General features: G+C 72.1%; 14 protein-coding genes. 5 read left to right on the top strand and 9 right to left on the bottom strand.

Going from position 1 to position 16033, the window contains the following annotated elements:
- Positions 1 to 183 precede the first annotated feature (183 nt).
- The gene (locus tag ACFYY1_RS13665; RefSeq protein WP_388584307.1) at positions 184 to 1092 is read right to left on the bottom strand and encodes a glycoside hydrolase family 19 protein; all 909 of its coding nucleotides are present in this window, start codon (positions 1090 to 1092) and stop codon (positions 184 to 186) included.
- A gap of 239 nt (positions 1093 to 1331) precedes the next feature.
- Between ACFYY1_RS13665 and ACFYY1_RS13660 the strand changes: the two genes are divergently transcribed.
- Positions 1332 to 2861, top strand: a complete 1530-nt coding sequence (locus tag ACFYY1_RS13660) for a substrate-binding domain-containing protein (RefSeq protein ID WP_388584304.1) — start codon at positions 1332 to 1334, stop codon at positions 2859 to 2861.
- Positions 2862 to 2986: 125 nt separating this feature from the next.
- Here ACFYY1_RS13660 and ACFYY1_RS13655 read toward each other — a convergent pair whose 3' ends face one another.
- Positions 2987 to 4270: an adenylosuccinate synthase gene (locus ACFYY1_RS13655; protein ID WP_388584302.1), complete on the bottom strand. Its 1284-nt coding sequence runs from the start codon at positions 4268 to 4270 to the stop codon at positions 2987 to 2989.
- A gap of 186 nt (positions 4271 to 4456) precedes the next feature.
- Here ACFYY1_RS13655 and ACFYY1_RS13650 point away from each other — a divergent pair, with 186 nt between their 5' ends.
- The gene (locus tag ACFYY1_RS13650; RefSeq protein ID WP_388584299.1) at positions 4457 to 5314 is read left to right on the top strand and encodes a diacylglycerol kinase; all 858 of its coding nucleotides are present in this window, start codon (positions 4457 to 4459) and stop codon (positions 5312 to 5314) included.
- A 268-nt stretch (positions 5315 to 5582) separates the two neighbouring features.
- Here the strand turns inward: ACFYY1_RS13650 and ACFYY1_RS13645 are convergent, their stop codons facing one another.
- A complete protein-coding gene (locus ACFYY1_RS13645) occupies positions 5583 to 6170 on the bottom strand; it encodes a GbsR/MarR family transcriptional regulator (protein ID WP_388584296.1) in 588 nt (195 codons plus the stop codon).
- A gap of 113 nt (positions 6171 to 6283) precedes the next feature.
- Here ACFYY1_RS13645 and ACFYY1_RS13640 point away from each other — a divergent pair, with 113 nt between their 5' ends.
- The 3 genes from ACFYY1_RS13640 to ACFYY1_RS13630 all read left to right on the top strand — a co-directional run bounded on the left by ACFYY1_RS13640 (position 6284) and on the right by ACFYY1_RS13630 (position 9311).
- Positions 6284 to 7243 (top strand): ATP-binding cassette domain-containing protein, encoded by a 960-nt coding sequence (locus ACFYY1_RS13640; RefSeq protein ID WP_388584293.1) that lies wholly within the window; start codon positions 6284 to 6286, stop codon positions 7241 to 7243.
- Entirely contained in the window at positions 7240 to 8874 is a 1635-nt protein-coding gene (locus ACFYY1_RS13635) for an ABC transporter permease (RefSeq protein WP_388584291.1), read from the top strand. Before ACFYY1_RS13640 ends, ACFYY1_RS13635 begins: the two co-directional genes overlap by 4 nt.
- A 107-nt stretch (positions 8875 to 8981) precedes the next feature.
- Positions 8982 to 9311: a hypothetical protein gene (locus ACFYY1_RS13630; RefSeq protein ID WP_388584288.1), complete on the top strand. Its 330-nt coding sequence runs from the start codon at positions 8982 to 8984 to the stop codon at positions 9309 to 9311.
- Between the two features lie 114 nt (positions 9312 to 9425).
- Here ACFYY1_RS13630 and ACFYY1_RS13625 read toward each other — a convergent pair whose 3' ends face one another.
- The 6 genes from ACFYY1_RS13625 to ACFYY1_RS13600 all read right to left on the bottom strand — a co-directional run bounded on the left by ACFYY1_RS13625 (position 9426) and on the right by ACFYY1_RS13600 (position 16001).
- Complete coding sequence (locus ACFYY1_RS13625; RefSeq protein WP_388584286.1) at positions 9426 to 10655, bottom strand: cytochrome P450; 1230 nt, start codon at positions 10653 to 10655, stop codon at positions 9426 to 9428.
- A gap of 114 nt (positions 10656 to 10769) precedes the next feature.
- Entirely contained in the window at positions 10770 to 11471 is a 702-nt protein-coding gene (locus tag ACFYY1_RS13620) for a response regulator (RefSeq protein ID WP_388584709.1), read from the bottom strand.
- Between the two features lie 5 nt (positions 11472 to 11476).
- Complete coding sequence (locus ACFYY1_RS13615) at positions 11477 to 12778, bottom strand: sensor histidine kinase (RefSeq protein ID WP_388584283.1); 1302 nt, start codon at positions 12776 to 12778, stop codon at positions 11477 to 11479.
- 107 nt (positions 12779 to 12885) lie between these two features.
- Positions 12886 to 13761 carry an alpha/beta hydrolase gene (locus ACFYY1_RS13610; protein ID WP_388584281.1) on the bottom strand — a complete coding sequence of 292 codons (876 nt, stop codon included), beginning with the start codon at positions 13759 to 13761 and terminating at the stop codon, positions 12886 to 12888.
- 118 nt (positions 13762 to 13879) lie between these two features.
- Positions 13880 to 15160: a kynureninase gene (gene kynU, locus ACFYY1_RS13605; RefSeq protein WP_388584279.1), complete on the bottom strand. Its 1281-nt coding sequence runs from the start codon at positions 15158 to 15160 to the stop codon at positions 13880 to 13882.
- On the bottom strand, positions 15153 to 16001 hold the full coding sequence (locus tag ACFYY1_RS13600) for a tryptophan 2,3-dioxygenase family protein (protein ID WP_388584277.1): 849 nt from the start codon (positions 15999 to 16001) through the stop codon (positions 15153 to 15155). Before ACFYY1_RS13600 ends, kynU begins: the two co-directional genes overlap by 8 nt.
- Positions 16002 to 16033 lie beyond the last annotated feature (32 nt).

Below are 16033 nucleotides of genomic sequence, written 5' to 3'. Positions count from 1 at the left end.
TTCGGCGCGGCGCACCGGACTGGACGGTGCGCCGCCATGGGGGGTTGCCATGGGGTTGCCCGTCACTCAAGCCGCAATGGTCTGAACCTGTCAAGGTCTAGACCAGAACGGCACTCCCTTCGGGGGTGCATCGGGGGCGCACTGACGGCACATCGCATGACTCGATCTCAGCACGTCAGCGCGTCAGCACGTCAGCCCGGAACCGGGCGCCGTACCGAGGACGGACGTGATCCGCTCGTACTTGGCGACCCGGACCTCGACCGAGGAGGGGTTGCCGCCGTCGCACTCCAGGGCGCCGTTGAGCGAACGGATCGTCTCGCCGAAGCCCGCGCCGCCGACCATCGCCTCGTGCGAGGTCATCGTGCCGGGGCCGTTCTGGGTGTTCCAGTACCAGAGCGCGGTCTGCCAGGCGATGGACGGGTCCTGCTCGACGAGCCAGGGATTGCCCAGCAGATCGAGGCCGAGCGCGTCACCGGCGGCCTTGTAGTTGAAGTTCCAGCTGAACATGATCGGGCCCCGGCCGTAGTACGCCTTCTGCCCCGCCGGGCATCCGTACGGCCGGCTGTAGTCGCACTTGCGCCAGTAGTTGTCCTCGTTGATCTCCTTCACGTACTGGAGCCCGACCGACTCGAAGTCCGCGTGGGTGAGGAAGGCCGCGGCCTCCTGGGCGCGCGTGGTCGGCGTTCCGGTGTTCGCGAAGCGCGGGTAGGCGTGCAGGGCGTCGATCAGACCCTGGTACGTGTAGAAGGGGTTACGGTCCGGGAAGATCTCGTCGAACTGCGCCTCGCTGACGACGAAGTCCGAGACCCCGCCCGTGCAGGCCCCCTGGTCGGCCCAGGCTCCGGTGGCGCCCGGATTCTCGTTCTGCGTCCACCACTTGGCCGTCCAGTTCCGGCCGTGGTGCGAGACCGTGCCGCCCGCGGTGTAGGCGGTCGACGAACTCCACACGGGCGCGCACCGCGCGACCGGCTCGGCGGAGGCGGCGGAGGTGGAGGCGGCGGTCGCGGAGGCGGGGGCGGTGATGGAGGTGGACGCGGAGGTCGCGGAGGCGGCGGGAACGAGGGCGGCCGTCGCGAGGACCGAACTCAGCACGATCAGAAGGCTCTTGATCCGTTTCAGCGCTGCTCACTCCTTCGGCAGGGCGCGCCGAACACCTCAGCGGGCCGTCTGGATGTCCCGCTACTCAAGCCCCACTGGTCTGAACCTGTCAAGGTCTGGACCAATCGGCGAACAGCGGGCGAACAACGTCCGACAGGACCCTCCCGCTGCCCCCAACTCCCGTACCCCGTACGTACGGTGGCCACCGGAGCCCTGGGGAGGGTGCGAGGACCATGGAGTGGCTCAGCGCCGAGAACATCGTGGCCGTGGCAACCGCCGTACTGGGCGTCCTGGCCTCCGTCGGGGTGCTCTGGTACGAACGCCGGGTGCCCCGCCGCAAGCGGATCGGCTACCGCGTCCAGATGGACACCCCGATCGGCAGCGAGGTCAGCCAGGGGCGGGCCAATGTGCGGCTCGGCCTCTTCAACGAGACACCGGACATGGCCGATGCCACGCTCGTACTGCTCCGGATCGAGAACGACGGCTCGCAGTCCATCGCCGACAACGACTACACCGGACGTGAACTGCACGGACTGACCGCCGAGTTCACCGACCGGACGGTCCGCGGCGTCGCGGTCACGCATTCGCCCGGCGCCGACCATCTGATGGAGCACTTCACCCCGGCGGCCGGGCTGCGCCAGAGCGGCTCACTGATCCGGCTGCCGCGCGTACCGCTCAACCGGGGCGAGCACTTCAAGCTGCTGGTGCTGCTGACCGGGGCGGCCGTGGGCAGCCGCGTCCGCATCATCGGCGGCATCCGGGACGGCGAGGTCAGCCCGAACCAGGCGCTGAGGCCCGACGACAAGCCCCCGCTGTTCGGCCGGGCCGCCCGGCTGATCACCGTCGCGCTGACCGTCTGCGTCGTCACGCTGGCCTCGATCATCCTGGTGCGCGACGACACCCCGCCCCCGATGGGCTGCCGCCGCGGCACCCTGACCCTGACCGGGTCCACGGCGTTCCGGCCGGCCCTGCTCGACCTGAAGAAGAAGTACGAGAAGGAGTGCGAGGGCTCCCTCATCCGCGTGGACGTGCACGGCAGCAACGCCGGGATACGGGACCTCGCCGACCGGGGCGCCGAGGCCGGGAGGTCCGGCGCGCCCGCCGTGATCGCCTTCTCCGACGGCCCCAGGCCGGACGGCTTCCCGCAGCTGCGCGAGAACCGGGTCGCCGTCTCGCTCTTCCGCCTCGTCGTCAACGACCGGGTGCGGCTGAAGAACCTGAGCCTCGCCGACATCCGGCGGATCTACCGGGGCGAGGTCCACAACTGGAAGGAGCTCGGCGGCCCCGACCTGCCCGTCCTCCTGGTCAGCCGGGACGCCAACTCCGGCACCCGCGAGGTCTTCCAGCGCCGCGTGCTCGGTTCCAACGAACCGGCCCAGTCCTCCCGCGACTGCACCACCAAGGACGACACGGGGGCCCGGGTGGTCCGCTGCGAACTGGACTCCACCGAACAGGTCCTGGCCATGGTCGGCCGGCGCGACGGCGCGATCGGCTACAGCGAACTGCGCCAGGGCACACCGCTGCGAGGGGCCCACCAGATCGCCATCGACTCGGCCACCCCGTCCGTCGAGACGATCGGCTCCAGCGCGTACCCGTACCGGGAGGTCGAGTACGCCTACACCTACGGCCGCCCGCCCACCGGCTCACTGGCCGCGGGCTTCCTCGGCTACCTCACCCGGGGCAACGGCCAGGACGTGATCCGCGCCCACGGCCATCTGCCGTGCGCGACGCCGGAGGGGCTGCGGATCTGCGGCGAGGAGTGAACGGAGCGGCGGCATGCGGGAGAGCCGGGACGCGGAAAGGCCGGGGACGCGGGAGGGCCGGGACTCGTCGTCCCGGCCCTCCTGGTGTCCGCCGCTCGGCGTCCGCCGCTCAGCGTTCGCCGCTCCTAGAGGAAGGAGTTGATCTCGATGGTCTCGGTGCGGCCGGGGCCGACACCGATCGCGGAGATCGGGGCGCCGGACATCTCCTCCAGCGCCTTCACGTACGCCTGCGCGTTCTTCGGCAGGTCACCGAAGGTCTTGGCCTTGGTGATGTCCTCGGACCAGCCCGGCAGCATCTCGTAGATCGGCTTCGCGTGGTGGAAGTCGGTCTGGCTGTACGGGAGTTCCTCGACGCGCTTGCCGTCGATCTCGTACGCCACGCACACCGGGATCTGCTCCCAGCCGGTCAGCACGTCCAGCTTGGTGAGGAAGAAGTCGGTGAGACCGTTGACCCGGGTCGCGTACCGCGCGATGACCGCGTCGAACCAGCCGCAGCGACGGTCGCGGCCGGTGGTGACACCGCGCTCGCCACCGATCCGGCGCAGCGCCTCGCCGTCCTCGTCGAGCAGCTCCGTCGGGAACGGGCCGGCGCCGACGCGGGTGGTGTACGCCTTGAGGATGCCGATGACCCGGCTGATCTTCGTCGGACCCACGCCGGCACCGGTGCAGGCGCCGCCCGCGGTCGGGTTCGACGAGGTGACGAAGGGGTACGTGCCGTGGTCGACGTCGAGCAGCGTGCCCTGACCGCCCTCGAAGAGGACGACCTTGCCCGCGTCGATGGCGTCGTTCAGGACCAGCGTCGTGTCGGCGACGTAGGGCTTGATCTGCTCCGCGTACTGGAGCATCTCCTCGACGATCTTGCCGGACTCGATGGCACGGCGGTTGAAGACCTTGGCCAGGAGCTGGTTCTTCTGCTCCAGGGCCGCGTCGACCTTCTGCTCCAGGATCGACTCGTCGTACAGGTCCTGGACGCGGATGCCCACCCGGTTGATCTTGTCGGCGTACGTCGGGCCGATGCCGCGACCGGTCGTGCCGATCTTGCGCTTCCCGAGGAACCGTTCCGTCACCTTGTCGATCGTGACGTTGTACGGGGTGATCAAATGGGCATTGCCGCTGATCAGCAGCTTGGACGTGTCCACGCCGCGGTCGTTCAGCCCACTCAGCTCGGAGAGCAGGACGGCCGGGTCGACGACGACACCGTTTCCGATGACCGGGGTACAACCCGGCGAAAGGATTCCGGAGGGGAGGAGATGCAGTGCGTACTTCTGGTCACCTACGACCACCGTATGGCCGGCGTTGTTGCCGCCTTGGTAGCGCACCACATAGTCCACGGATCCACCGAGGAGGTCGGTGGCCTTTCCCTTGCCCTCGTCACCCCACTGAGCACCGAGCAGCACAAGTGCGGGCACAGGCGTACACCCCTTCCGGGCGGGGCATGTCCAAGGTCAGGGGGCGTACGTAAACGTCGTACATGCCGTACGACGATGTACGACAAGGCCTGAACCGTCGAACCGGGTGCCCCGGAATAGACGAAGCCCCTGGCGCAATAGCGCAAGGGGCTCTTGCACCAAGATGCTACCCGAGGAAGGACCGAGGTGTCGGCTGCCCAGCCCCCCGGCGACGATGCGCACCAGCTGCTGGTGGTCATCGACCCGGTCGCCCGCCGGACCGACGGCGAGTCCGTGCGTATCGCGAAGGATGTCCTGAGCGCCGGTTCGCACGCCAAGATCTGCCTGCCCGACGGGCCCGAGGAATTCGCCAGGGCCCTGTCCCGCCGGGGCGGGAGGCGGCCGGTGGTGGTCGGCGACGACCGCGCGCTGCGGCGGGCGGTGGCCCAGCTGCACCGGGAGCGGGAGCCGGACGGGAGCGTGCTCTCGCTGATCCCGGTCGGCAGCGCGGCCGCGCTGGAACTGGCCCATTCGCTCGGCGTGCCCCTGGGCGCGGTGGCGGCGGCGCGCACCGCGCTGGACGGCGCCGCGCGCAAGCTCGACCTGCTGGTGGACGACAGCGACGGCGTGGTCCTGGGCGCGCTGCACATCCCGGCGCAGAGCGCGCTGCCGGGCGCGTCGGTCGCGCACACGGGGGTCACGGCGGTCTGGGACACCTGCCGCAACCTGGTCCGCACCCTGGTACGCCCCACCCCGCAGACACCCGCCGCCCCGCCGCCCACGCACCGCCTGCGGGTCGAGGCCGACGGGGTCCTGCTGAACGACCTGGACCGCCCGGTCGAATCGGTGACGGTCACCTCGCAGGGCGGCGACGGGGGTCTCGCGGAGGTGGTGATCCGCCCGCCCGCGGCCGATCCGGTGACGACGGAGGCGAAGGCCGTCACGGTCTCGGGCGCGGACTTCCACTACCGGGCGGACATACAGGTCGGCGGCCCGGTGCGGACGCGGACGTGGACGGTACGGGCGGGGGCCTGGGGACTGATGCTGCCGGTGGCGGAGGGCTAAGGGCTGTCCCGTAGCTTCCGGCCGAGGAGCGGGGGGAGAGACGGATGTCGGACCCCGAAGCCGTCGAAGCCGTGGCGGGGCCGTTCCCGGGCCCGATGTGAGGGGCCCGAGAACGGCCCCGCACGCCCGCCCGGCCCCGCACGCCCGCCCGGCCCCGCACGCCCGCCCGGCCCCGCGCAACCGCCGGCCCGGCCCCGCGCAACCGCCCGGACGGTCGCGCATGCCCGTCCGGGCGGTTGCGCATGCCCGTCCGGCGGTCGCGTGCCCGTCAGGCGGTCGCGTGCCCGTCGCGCCTCGGGAGGTCGAGCGTCTTGCGGTGCTCGTGCCAGCGGTCCATCACCTTGACCAGCTCCGCCTGCAGGAACTCGAAGAACGCCACCGTCTCGGCGAGCCGGGCACCGGCCGGGGTGTCCTCGCCAAGGATGCGGGCACCTTCCTTGAGGGTGTTCTCCCAGCGGGTGAGCACCCGGTCGCGGCTTGCGAAGGTGGCGAACCAGACCTCGTCGAGCAGGCGGTAGCGGTCGCGGCGCGAGCCCGGGTCGCGTTCGCGGCTGACCATGCTGACCTGCGTGAGATAGCTGACCGCTCCGGACACGGCCGCGGGGCTGATCTGCAGCGCCAGGGCGAGCTCGGCGGAGGTCATGGAGCCGTCGTCGTCCGCGAGGAGCGCGGCGAAGACCCGGGACGCCATCCGCTGCATCCCCGCCTCGGTCATCTCCGACGCGAACCGCTCCACGAACCGCGACACGGCCTCCGCGTCACGCCCGGAACCCACGCTCTGCCCGGTCTCGCCACTCGCGCTCCCGGCCCCGGTGTCGCTCCCGGCCCCGGTCTGGGTCTGGGTCTCGCTGGTCATCACCCGATCGTCTCCCTGTTTTCCCGGCCCCGGTCTTTCGGCCCTGCCGTAACGTCAACTTTATACGCTTCCTTAACTTCACAAAATTGTGAAAGTAGCGTACGTTCAGAAGCATGACGAAGGCGATCACGGTGGCCGGACTGCACAAGTCGTTCGGCCGGACACACGCGCTGGACGGGCTCGACCTCACCGTCGAGGCCGGCGAGGTCCACGGCTTCCTCGGGCCCAACGGCTCCGGGAAGTCCACCACCATCCGGGTGCTCCTGGGTCTGCTGCGGGCCGACTCCGGCGCCGCCCAGCTGCTCGGCCGCGACCCGTGGCGGGACGCGGTGGAGCTCCACCGGAAGGTGGCGTACGTCCCGGGCGACGTCACGCTGTGGCGCAACCTCTCCGGCGGCGAGGTGATAGACCTGTACGGGAGCCTGCGCGGCGGCCTCGACCGGACCCGGCGCGCCGACCTCGTCGACCGGTTCGAGCTCGACCCCACCAAGAAGGGGCGTACGTACTCCAAGGGCAACCGCCAGAAGGTCGCCCTCGTCGCCGCTTTCGCCTCCGATGTGGATCTGCTGATCCTGGACGAACCCACCAGCGGACTCGACCCGCTGATGGAGGAGGTGTTCCAGGAGTGCGTGGCCCAGGAGAGTGCGCGCGGGCGGACGGTCCTGCTCTCCAGCCACATCCTCAGCGAGGTCGAGACGCTCTGCGACCGGGTCAGCATCATCCGCCAGGGGCGGACGGTGGAGACGGGCTCGCTGGCGGACATGCGCCACCTGACGCGTACGAACATCCGCGCCGAGCTGGCCGGCCCGCCCGACGGGCTCGCCCGGCTGCCCGGTGTCCACGACCTCGAAGTCCAGGGCCTGCGGGTCACGCTCCAGGTCGACACGGACAAGCTGGACGCCGTCCTCAAGTCGCTCACCACGTCGGGCGTACGGACGCTGACCAGCACTCCGCCCACGCTGGAGGAGCTGTTCCTGCGCCACTACGCGACCGACGCGGCGGACATGGCAGGTACAGCGGACGCTCCGGACGCGCCCGGAAGCGGCGAGGGCGCGGGGGTGGCGGCGCGATGACTGCCGTGACCATGACCACCCCGGCCGGCGCCAGGCGCCGGACCGGGGCCGCGGCCGGGCAGCTCGCCGGGACGTGGACGCTGCTGCGGCTCGCCCTGCGGCGCGACCGGATCATGCTGCCGATCTGGGTGCTCGCCCTCGGCGGCTCCTTCTCCTCCGTCGGCAGCTCCATCGCCTCGATCTACGACACCGCCGCCCAGCGCGCCGAACTCGCCGCGTCGATGAACGGCAACAGCTCCCTCCGGGCCATGTACGGCCCGGTCTTCGACGACTCGGTCGGCGGGCTCGTGAGCTGGCGGATGGCCGCCTTCGGGGCGGTGCTGGCGGCCGTGATGAGCCTGATAGTCGTCGTACGGCACACCCGCGAGGAAGAGGAGACCGGCCGTCAGGAGATGCTCTCCTCCGCGATGGTGGGGCGGCGCGCCCCGCTGACCGCCGCCCTGCTCGCCGCCGTGATCGCCAACGCGGCACTGGCGCTGGTGATGGTGGCGGGCCTGGCGGGATCGGGCGCGGGCGGCGCCGGGGCGGTGGCCCTGGCCCTGGCGGTCGCCGGGACCGGTGTGCTGTTCGCCTGCACGGCGGCGATCGCCGCCCAGTTCACCGAGAGCGCCCGGCTCGCCAAGGGGCTCACGGCGGCGGTGATCGGTGCCGCGTTCGTCCTGAAGGCGGCGGGCGACTCGGCGTCGGACGACGGCTCGTCCGTGCTGACCTGGCTCTCCCCCGTCGGCTGGGCGGAGAACGTCCGGGCGTACGGGGACGAGCGCTGGTGGGTGCTGCTGGTCCTCGCGGCGGCCGTGGTGGTCCAGGCCGTCCTCGCGTACGGGCTGGCCGGGCGGCGCGATGTCGGGATGAGCTTCCTGGCGACGAGACCGGGGCCCGCGCAAGGACGGATCTCCACGGCGTTCGGTCTCGCGCTGCGGCTCCAGCGCGGTGCGCTGACCGGGTGGACACTCTCCTTCGCGGTGGTCGGTGTCGCCTTCGGCGGGCTGACCGGCGGGGCGGCCGATCTCGTCGGCGACAACGCGAAGACCAGGGAGATCTTCGAGCGGATGGGCGGACAGGCCGGGCTGACCGACGCGTTCCTCGCCGCGATGGTCTCCGTGCTCGGGATGGTCGCCGCGCTGTACATCGTCGCATCGGTACTACGGCTGCACGGCGAGGAAACCGCCGGACGCGCCGAACCGGTGCTGGCGGGCGGAGTGGGCCGGACCGGGTGGGCGGCCGGTCATCTGGTCATCGCGTTCGGCGGCGCGGCCCTGCTCATGACGGCCGGCGGCCTCGGCCTGGCCGTCGGCTACGGCCACGAACTCCCGGCCGTGCTGGGTGCGTCGTTGGTGCAGCTCCCGGCGATCTGGCTGCTGGGCGGGGTGACGGTCCTGCTGTACGGGGCGTTCCCGAAGGCGGCGGTGGCGTCCTGGTGCGTCGCCGGGATCTGTCTGGCACTGGGATGGCTCGGGCCCGCCGTCGACATGCCGCAGGCGGTGATGGACATATCACCGTTCACGCACCTGCCGAAGCTGCCGGGCGGCACGGGAATGGAATGGGGCCCGGTGCTCGCCCTCACCGCCGTCGCGGTGGCGCTGGTCGGGGCCGGGGTGGGGGCCTTGCGCAGGCGCGATGTCCTGACGTGACGGGGCGGCGCGGGGCGGTGACTCGCGGGGGCAGGGGAGCCCCGGGGCGGGCCCGGGGGAGCCCGGCGGGTGCAACCCCGCCGGGGTGCCCCCGCGTCACTGCCTTCATGGAGAACCGAAGCGAAGCCGTCCGTGGGGCCGTCGGATGCCTGGTCGTCGCCGCGGGCGCCGCGGCCGGGGTGCTCGCCTGGGCTCCGTACGGCAGGCATGGCATCTTCGGCGGCTTCGAGGGCGAGTCGGAGTGGAACGTGCTCCGGCTCGGGCTGCCGGTCATGACGCTCGGCGGCATCGCGGCCGGGCTCGTCCTCGTCGCCCTCGCGGGGCGGAAGTGGCGGCGGGCGCTCGGGGCGGCGGTGGCGCTCGCCGCCCTCACCGGTTTCGGAGTGGCCTTCGACGTGCTGGAGGGCCCGCCCCTGGCCTGCGGACCGGGGTGCTGAGCGCGGCAACCCCGGGCCGACTCCCCCGGGCCGGCTCCCCCAAGCCCGCTCCCCGGCCCTGCCCGCGCTCTCTCCCCCGCCCGCGCCCTCGCCGCCCCCGCCGCCCCGCTGCCGTCACAGCTCCACGCGGAGTTCCTTCAGGCCCCTGATCACATAGCCCGGGTTCCACTCCGGCTCGGCGGCCAGCCGCATCCCCGGGGCACGGCGCAGCAGTTCACCGAAGGACGCGGCCAGTTCGACCCGGGCCAGCGGGGCGCCCAGGCAGAAGTGGATGCCCGCGCCGAAGGTGATGTGCGGGTTGTCCTGCCGTGCCAGGTCCAGGGTGTCCGGGTCGGTGAAGCGGGCCGGGTCGCGGTTGGCCGAGCCGAAGAGCAGGGCCACCTCCGAGCCGCGCGGAATGACCGTGCCGTCGATCTCGATGTCGTCCAGGACCCAGCGCTCGAACATCTGCAACGGGGTGTCGTAGCGCATCAGTTCCTCGATGGCCGTCGGCAGCAATCCGTGGTCGGCGCGCAGTGCGGCCAGCTGCTCGGGGTGGCTGAGCAGTGTCCACCAGCCGTTCACGGTGGTGTTGACGGTCGCCTCGTGGCCCGCGTTCAGCAGCAGCACACAGGTGGAGATCATCTCCTGTTCGCTCAGCCGCTCCCCCTCGTCGTGGGCGGCGATGAGCGCGGAGATCAGATCCGTACCGGGGTTCTTGCGCCGCTCCTCGATCAGCTCGCGCAAATAGGCCGAGAAGTCGAGCGAGGCGCGGACAGCGGCGTGCGCGGTCTCCTCGGACGGGTTCAGCTCGAACATTCCGCAGATCGCCGCGGACCAGGGCCGCAGCGGGCCCCGGTCGGACTCCGGGATGCCGAGCATCTCGGCGATGACGGCCACCGGCAGCGGCTCGGCGACCGCCGTGAGCAGATCGCCGCCGCCCGCCTCGACGAAGGAGTCGACCAGCTCGGAGGCCAGCCGCCGTACGGTCGGGACGAGTTGCTCGACCGTACGCGGGGTGAACGCCTTGGAGACCAGGCGTCGGATCCGGGTGTGGTCGGGGGCCTCCAGGTCGAGGAGCCCCTGTCCGTTGAGGGTGTGGAAGGGCTCGTGCTCGGCGGGCGGCGGCGTGCGGCCGAACTCCTCGTGGGTGAAGCGGTGCAGATACGTGCGGCCCAGACGGCGGTCGCGCAGCAGCGCGGACACATCCGCGTGGTGCGGGACGAGCCACTGGTCGGTCGGCTCGAAGCGGTGCACCCGGCCGGTGGCGCGCAGTGCGGCGTAGGCGGGGTACGGGTCGGCGACGAAGGCCGGGGACCAGGGGTCGAAGGGGGCATCGGCCGCGGAAGGGGGAGATTGGTGCATGGCCGGACGCTAACCGCACTTCCCGGCCGCCGACCACCCCCGGCCACCCCCGGACGCCCCCCGGATGCCCCGGACGCCCCAGCCACCCCCGGCCACCCCGGACGCTGACCGCGCTCAGGAAGGTGTGACCAGGCGGGCCTCGTACGCGAAGACGGCCGCCTGGGTGCGGTCGCGCAGCCCCAGCTTCACCAGGATCCGGCTCACATGGGTCTTGATGGTGGACTCGGCGACCACCAGATGCGAGGCGATCTCCGCGTTGGACCGGCCCTGCGCGATGAGGACGAGCACCTCCGTCTCGCGCTCGGTGAGGTCGCCGACCCGGGCCAGCGCGGGTGAGCGCGGGGCCTCCGCGAGCTTGGAGAACTCGTTGATCAGCCGCTTGGTGACGGTCGGCGCGAGCAGTGCCTCGCCCGCGGCCACCACCCGTACCCCGTCCGCGAGCTGGCGCGCGGAGGCGTCCTTGAGGAGGAAGCCGGACGCCCCGGCGCGCAGCGCCTGGTACACGTACTCGTCGAGGTCGAAGGTGGTCAGCACCAGGACCTTGGCGTCCGCGTCGGCGGCGACGATCTCGCGGGTGGCCTCGATGCCGTTCAGTTCCGGCATCCGGATGTCCATCAGGACCACGTCGGGGCGCAGGGCCGCGACCTGCGCGATGGCCTGCCGGCCGTCGACCGCCTCGCCGACGACCTCGATCCCAGGCATGGCGTTGAGGAGCACCGAGAAGCCCTCACGGACCATCATCTGGTCGTCCACGATCAGCACCCGGATGGACGGGGCCGGGACGGCGGGAGTGCTCGTGCCGCTCATGCCGCTCATGCCGCTCATGCCCGGTCCGCCTGTTCCAGGGGCTCGGAACCGGCCTGTACGGGGATGAACACCGCGATCTCGTACCCGCCGTCGGTGGTCGCGTCGGCCGTCATGTCGCCGTTCAGCATCGCGACCCGCTCCCGCATCCCGGTGATCCCGTGGCCCGCGCCCGGCGAGGGCTGCACCGGACCGGTGGGCGGCCCGTTGACGACCCGTACACCGAGCCCGCCCAGCACATAGCCGATCTCCACCTTGGCGGTGGCGCCCGGTGCGTGGCGCAGTGTGTTGCTGAGGGCCTCCTGGATGATCCGGTACGCCGACAGCTCGACCCCCTGCGGCAGTTCGCGCACCGCACCGGTGACGGTCTTCTCCGTCGTCAGGCCCGCCTCGCTCACATTGGCGAGGAGCCCGTCGAGCTGGGCAAGCGTGGGCTGCGGGGCGTCCGGCGCCTGGTAGTCCTCGGCGCGTACGACACCGAGGACCCGGCGCAGTTCGGTGAGGGCGGCGACGGCGTTCTCCCGGATCGTGACGAAGGCCTGCTCCAGCTCGGGCGGCGGATTCTCCACCCGGTACGGGGCGGCCTCGGCCTGGATCGCGACGACCGACATGTGGTGCGCGACCACGTCGTGCAGCTCACGGGCGATGGTGGTGCGCTCCTCCAGCAGGGTGCGCCGGTCCCGCTCGACGGCGGTCACCGTCCGCTGCACCGTCACCTCGCGCTCCGCGTCACGGCGGATCTGCACCGTGGAGACCACCAGCAGGGCGAACGCCGAGGTCAGGGCCATCCCGAAGGTGGTGGTCCCGGGCCGCCAGACGAGGTTCTCCATGACCACGCCGAGCAGTGCGGTCAGGCCCCACATCCAGGCCGCGGTGCGCCGCCCGGTCCTGGCCGCGACGACGATCAACACGACCAGGTGCGTGAAGAACGTGGTCGGCCCCCACGGCCATCCGCCGTTGCCGAACACCGCGGTCACCGGCGTCAGCAGCAACGACATCCAGAACGCCCCGACCGGCCTGACCAGCGTCATCGCCACAGCGATGGCCGGGAACACGGCGAGCACCTCGGCGAGCGGATACTCCGCCTCGGCCAGCCCCAGCAGAAAGGCGATGAGCGCGGCCAGCACCACGACCGCGTGCAGCGCCCAGGTGGCGCGCTCCCGCGTCCGCTTCGGCAGCCGGCGGATCACCGGCCCGTCGGTCCCCAGCCGCGGCATCGGGCGGTAGGCGAACGCATCGTCGAAGAGGGCCTGCCGGAGGCCGCCTATCGCCCCCGCCGCCAGCTGGAACTCCGGGCTTCTGCTCTTGGTCTCGGTCACGCTTCCACGTTAGGGGGGCGGGCCCGGCCCGGTCGTCAGCAGTGATACGGATTCCGGGCCGTCCATCGCAAGTACTACGGGCTCCGCCGAGCGACCGGACACGTCCCTCACCAGGCGAGCTGTGCGAGCTTCTCCGCCACCACCGCGCACGCGTCCGCCGCCGGGTCGATCAGCGGGAAGTGGCCGACGTCCGGCAGCAGGGTCAGCCCCACCGTCTCGCCCGCCTTCGCCGCCGCGTCCACGAACGCCTCCGCGACCGGCTGCGGCACATCGACGTCGGTGGTGCCCTGCACCACGGTGGTGGCGATGCCGGTGGGCAGCAGCACGGCCGGGTCGGCGTGCGTGGCCCGCTCCGCGAAGTCCTCCTCGCCGCCGAGGAGCTGGCCGACCGCCCCCGAGCACACGTCCAGCTCGACGGCGGTGGTGAAGTCCGCGATGGGTGCGAGGGCGACGACGCCCCGCAGTTGCGGTGGCGCGGGCAGCCGCCACGGCGACCCCTCGGGCAGTACGTGCCGGGCGGCGGCCCACAGCGCCAGCTGCCCGCCGGCCGAGTGCCCGGTGACGACGATCCGCCGGGCGTCGGCCGCCGGGAGCTCCCGGGCCAGCAGCGCCGGCAGCGCGTCCATCGCCGCGGCGACGTCGTCGAAGGTCTCCGGCCAGCGGCCCGCGACCGGGCCGGAACCCCGCTGCTGCGGGATCTCGCCGCCGCGCCGGTACTCGACGTTGGCGACGGCGAATCCGCGCCGGGCCAGGAAGTCCGCGAACGGCGACACGTGCTGCCGGTCGTACGGCGCCCGCCATGACCCGCCGTGCAGCACGACCACGACCGGCGCCCCGGTCCGCCCGTCGCGCGGGGCGTAGAAGTCGATCAGCTGGTCGGGGTGGCTGCCATAGGCGGCGGACGCGTCGGGGGCGACCGGTGGATGCGAGAAGGCCGACTCGGCCTCGGCTGCGTCCCGATCACGCGCGGCAGAATCCGACATGCTGCTCCAACCGTCCTGTAGCTGTGCCCAACTGGCCTGACCTGCGGGGACGGTACCAGTACGGAAGGTTCCCGTCCCCGCGGAGGATCAGGGCCCCGGGGCTGCCCGCGGACTTCCCCTACGGCTGGGCCGGCACCTCGCCCAGCACCTCGCCCAGCACCCGCGCCGCCCGCTCCACGTCCGCGAACCCGACGTACAGCGGCGTGAATCCGAACCGCAGCACGTCCGGCCGGCGCAGGTCGCCGACGACGCCCCGGGCGATGAGCGCGCCCATCACCTGTTCCGCGTCCTCGCAGCGCAGCGCGACCTGGCTGCCGCGCTCCGCGCGTGCGGGGGTGATGGAGGGGACCCGGCCCTCGGGCGCGTACCGGGCGACGCACTCCTGGAAGAAGTCCGTCAGCGCCAGGGACTTGGCCCGTACCTCGTCGATGGACACCCCGTCCCACACGTCCAGCGCCGCTTCGAGCGTCAGCATGGAGACGATGTCGGGGGTGCCGACCCGGCCTCGTACCGCGCCGTCGGCCGGGGCGTACTCAGGGGTCATGCCGAACGGGTCGGCGTGCGACGTCCATCCCGGCAGGGGCGAGTCGAAGGCCGCCTGGTGGCGCTCGGCGACGTAGATGTACGCGGGCGAACCGGGGCCGCCGTTCAGGTACTTGTACGTGCAGCCGACCGCCAGGTCCACGCCGTGCTCGTCGAGGCTGACGGGCAGGGCGCCCGCGCTGTGGCACAGGTCCCAGACGGCGACGGCGCCCGCCCCGTGCACGGCGGCGGTGAGTCCGGGCAGGTCGTGGAGCCTGCCGGTGCGGTAGTCGACGTGGTTGAGCAGCACGGCCGCGGTACGGGGGCCCAGTGCGTCCGGCACCTCGGCGGGGGCGACCGGGACGATCCGGTGGCCGGTCATCCGGGCGGCGGACCGGGCGATGTACCCGTCCGTGGGGAAGGTCGTCGCGTCGACGAGGATCTCGTCGCGGCCCTCCGGCGCCAGCCGGGTCGCGGCGACGACGGCCTTGAAGACGTTCACGCTGGTGGAGTCGCCCACCACGATCTGCCCGGCGGCGGCGCCGACGAGCGGGGCGATCCGGTCACCGATCCGTTCCGGCGCGGTCCACCAGCCGCTCTCGTCCCAGGACCGGATGCGCAGCTCGCCCCATTCGCGGGTGAGGACCTCCTGCACCCGGGCGGGCACGTGCGCCGGCAGCGCGCCGAGCGAGTTGCCGTCGAGATAGACGGTGTCGTCGAGGGCGAAGAGCTTGCGCCGGTCCGCGAGCGGGTCGGCGGCGTCGAGTGCCGCGGCCCGCGCGGCGAGGGACTCGGACGCGGCGGCGGAGCTCCCGGCAGCGGAGCTCTCGGACGTGACGGCGGATTTCTCGGGCATGGCGGCGAAGGTCTCAGACATGGCTGCGCGCCGTCCACAGCTCGGGGAAGACGTTCTTCGTGGCCCGCTTCTCCAGCCAGGCGACCCCGGCGGAGCCGCCGGTACCGGTCTTCGAACCCATGGCACGCCGGGTGGCGACGAGGTGGTCGTTGCGCCAGCGCCACACCAGCTCGCCGACGTCGGTGAGCGCCTCGCCGAGCCGGACCAGCTCGTCGTGGCGCTCGGGGTCCGCGTAGATCTCCGCCCAGACCGCCTCGACCTCGGGCGACGGTTCGTACTTCCGCGTCAGGTCCCGGCCGAGCACGGCCTTCGGTATGGCGAACCCGCGCCGGGCGAGCAGCGCCAGCGTCTCGTCGTACAGACCGGGCTCGCCGAGCGCCTTCTCCAGCTCGGCGTGGACCCGGGGCGCGCCCCGGTGCGGCACCAGCATGGACGCGGACTTGTCGCCGAGCAGGAACTCCATCCGCCGGTACATCGCCGACTGGAAACCGGAACCCTCGCCGAGGGCGGAGCGGTAGGAGTTGAACTGGGCGGGCGTGAGCTGGGCCAGCGGCGTCCAGGAGGCGTTGAGCGCCTCCAGCTCCCGCACCGACCGCTTCAGCGCGTCGCGGGCGACGTTCAGCCGGTCCTGGCGCAGGGCGTGCGCGGCGGTCTCCCACTCATGCACGATGACGGTGAACCACAGCTCCATGACCTGGGTGGTGACCAGGAAGACCATCTCGCCCGGATCGTCGGAGAGAGGGTGCTGGAGATGGGTCAGGACATCCGCCTGGACATAGTCCTCGTACGGAGTCGTACCCGCGAAGTCGAGGTGCGGGGTCTGCGCACCGGTGGCTTCGGGGTCGGGGTGGATCGTCGACATTGCTGTCTCCTCGACACAAGCTTCCGGGTAGC

The organism is Streptomyces sp. NPDC001890, from assembly GCF_042891445.1.
GTDB lineage: Bacteria > Actinomycetota > Actinomycetes > Streptomycetales > Streptomycetaceae > Streptomyces.
The sequence above is the reverse complement of the archived record's forward strand: the minus strand, read 5'-3'. Positions and strand labels throughout refer to the sequence as shown.

Bases quoted from the DNA above. Each gene is read 5' to 3' on its own strand.
- ACFYY1_RS13660 (WP_388584304.1), top strand. From the start codon at position 1,332: ATGGAGTGGCTCAGCGCCGAGAACATCGTGGCCGTGGCAACCGCCGTA.
- ACFYY1_RS13645 (WP_388584296.1), bottom strand. From the start codon at position 6,170: ATGACCAGCGAGACCCAGACCCAGACCGGGGCCGGGAGCGACACCGGG.
- ACFYY1_RS13640 (WP_388584293.1), top strand. From the start codon at position 6,284: ATGACGAAGGCGATCACGGTGGCCGGACTGCACAAGTCGTTCGGCCGG.
- ACFYY1_RS13635 (WP_388584291.1), top strand. From the start codon at position 7,240: ATGACTGCCGTGACCATGACCACCCCGGCCGGCGCCAGGCGCCGGACC.
- ACFYY1_RS13630 (WP_388584288.1), top strand. From the start codon at position 8,982: ATGGAGAACCGAAGCGAAGCCGTCCGTGGGGCCGTCGGATGCCTGGTC.
- ACFYY1_RS13625 (WP_388584286.1), bottom strand. From the start codon at position 10,655: ATGCACCAATCTCCCCCTTCCGCGGCCGATGCCCCCTTCGACCCCTGG.
- ACFYY1_RS13620 (WP_388584709.1), bottom strand. From the start codon at position 11,471: ATGAGCGGCATGAGCGGCACGAGCACTCCCGCCGTCCCGGCCCCGTCC.
- ACFYY1_RS13610 (WP_388584281.1), bottom strand. From the start codon at position 13,761: ATGTCGGATTCTGCCGCGCGTGATCGGGACGCAGCCGAGGCCGAGTCG.
- kynU (WP_388584279.1), bottom strand. From the start codon at position 15,160: ATGTCTGAGACCTTCGCCGCCATGCCCGAGAAATCCGCCGTCACGTCC.
- ACFYY1_RS13600 (WP_388584277.1), bottom strand. From the start codon at position 16,001: ATGTCGACGATCCACCCCGACCCCGAAGCCACCGGTGCGCAGACCCCG.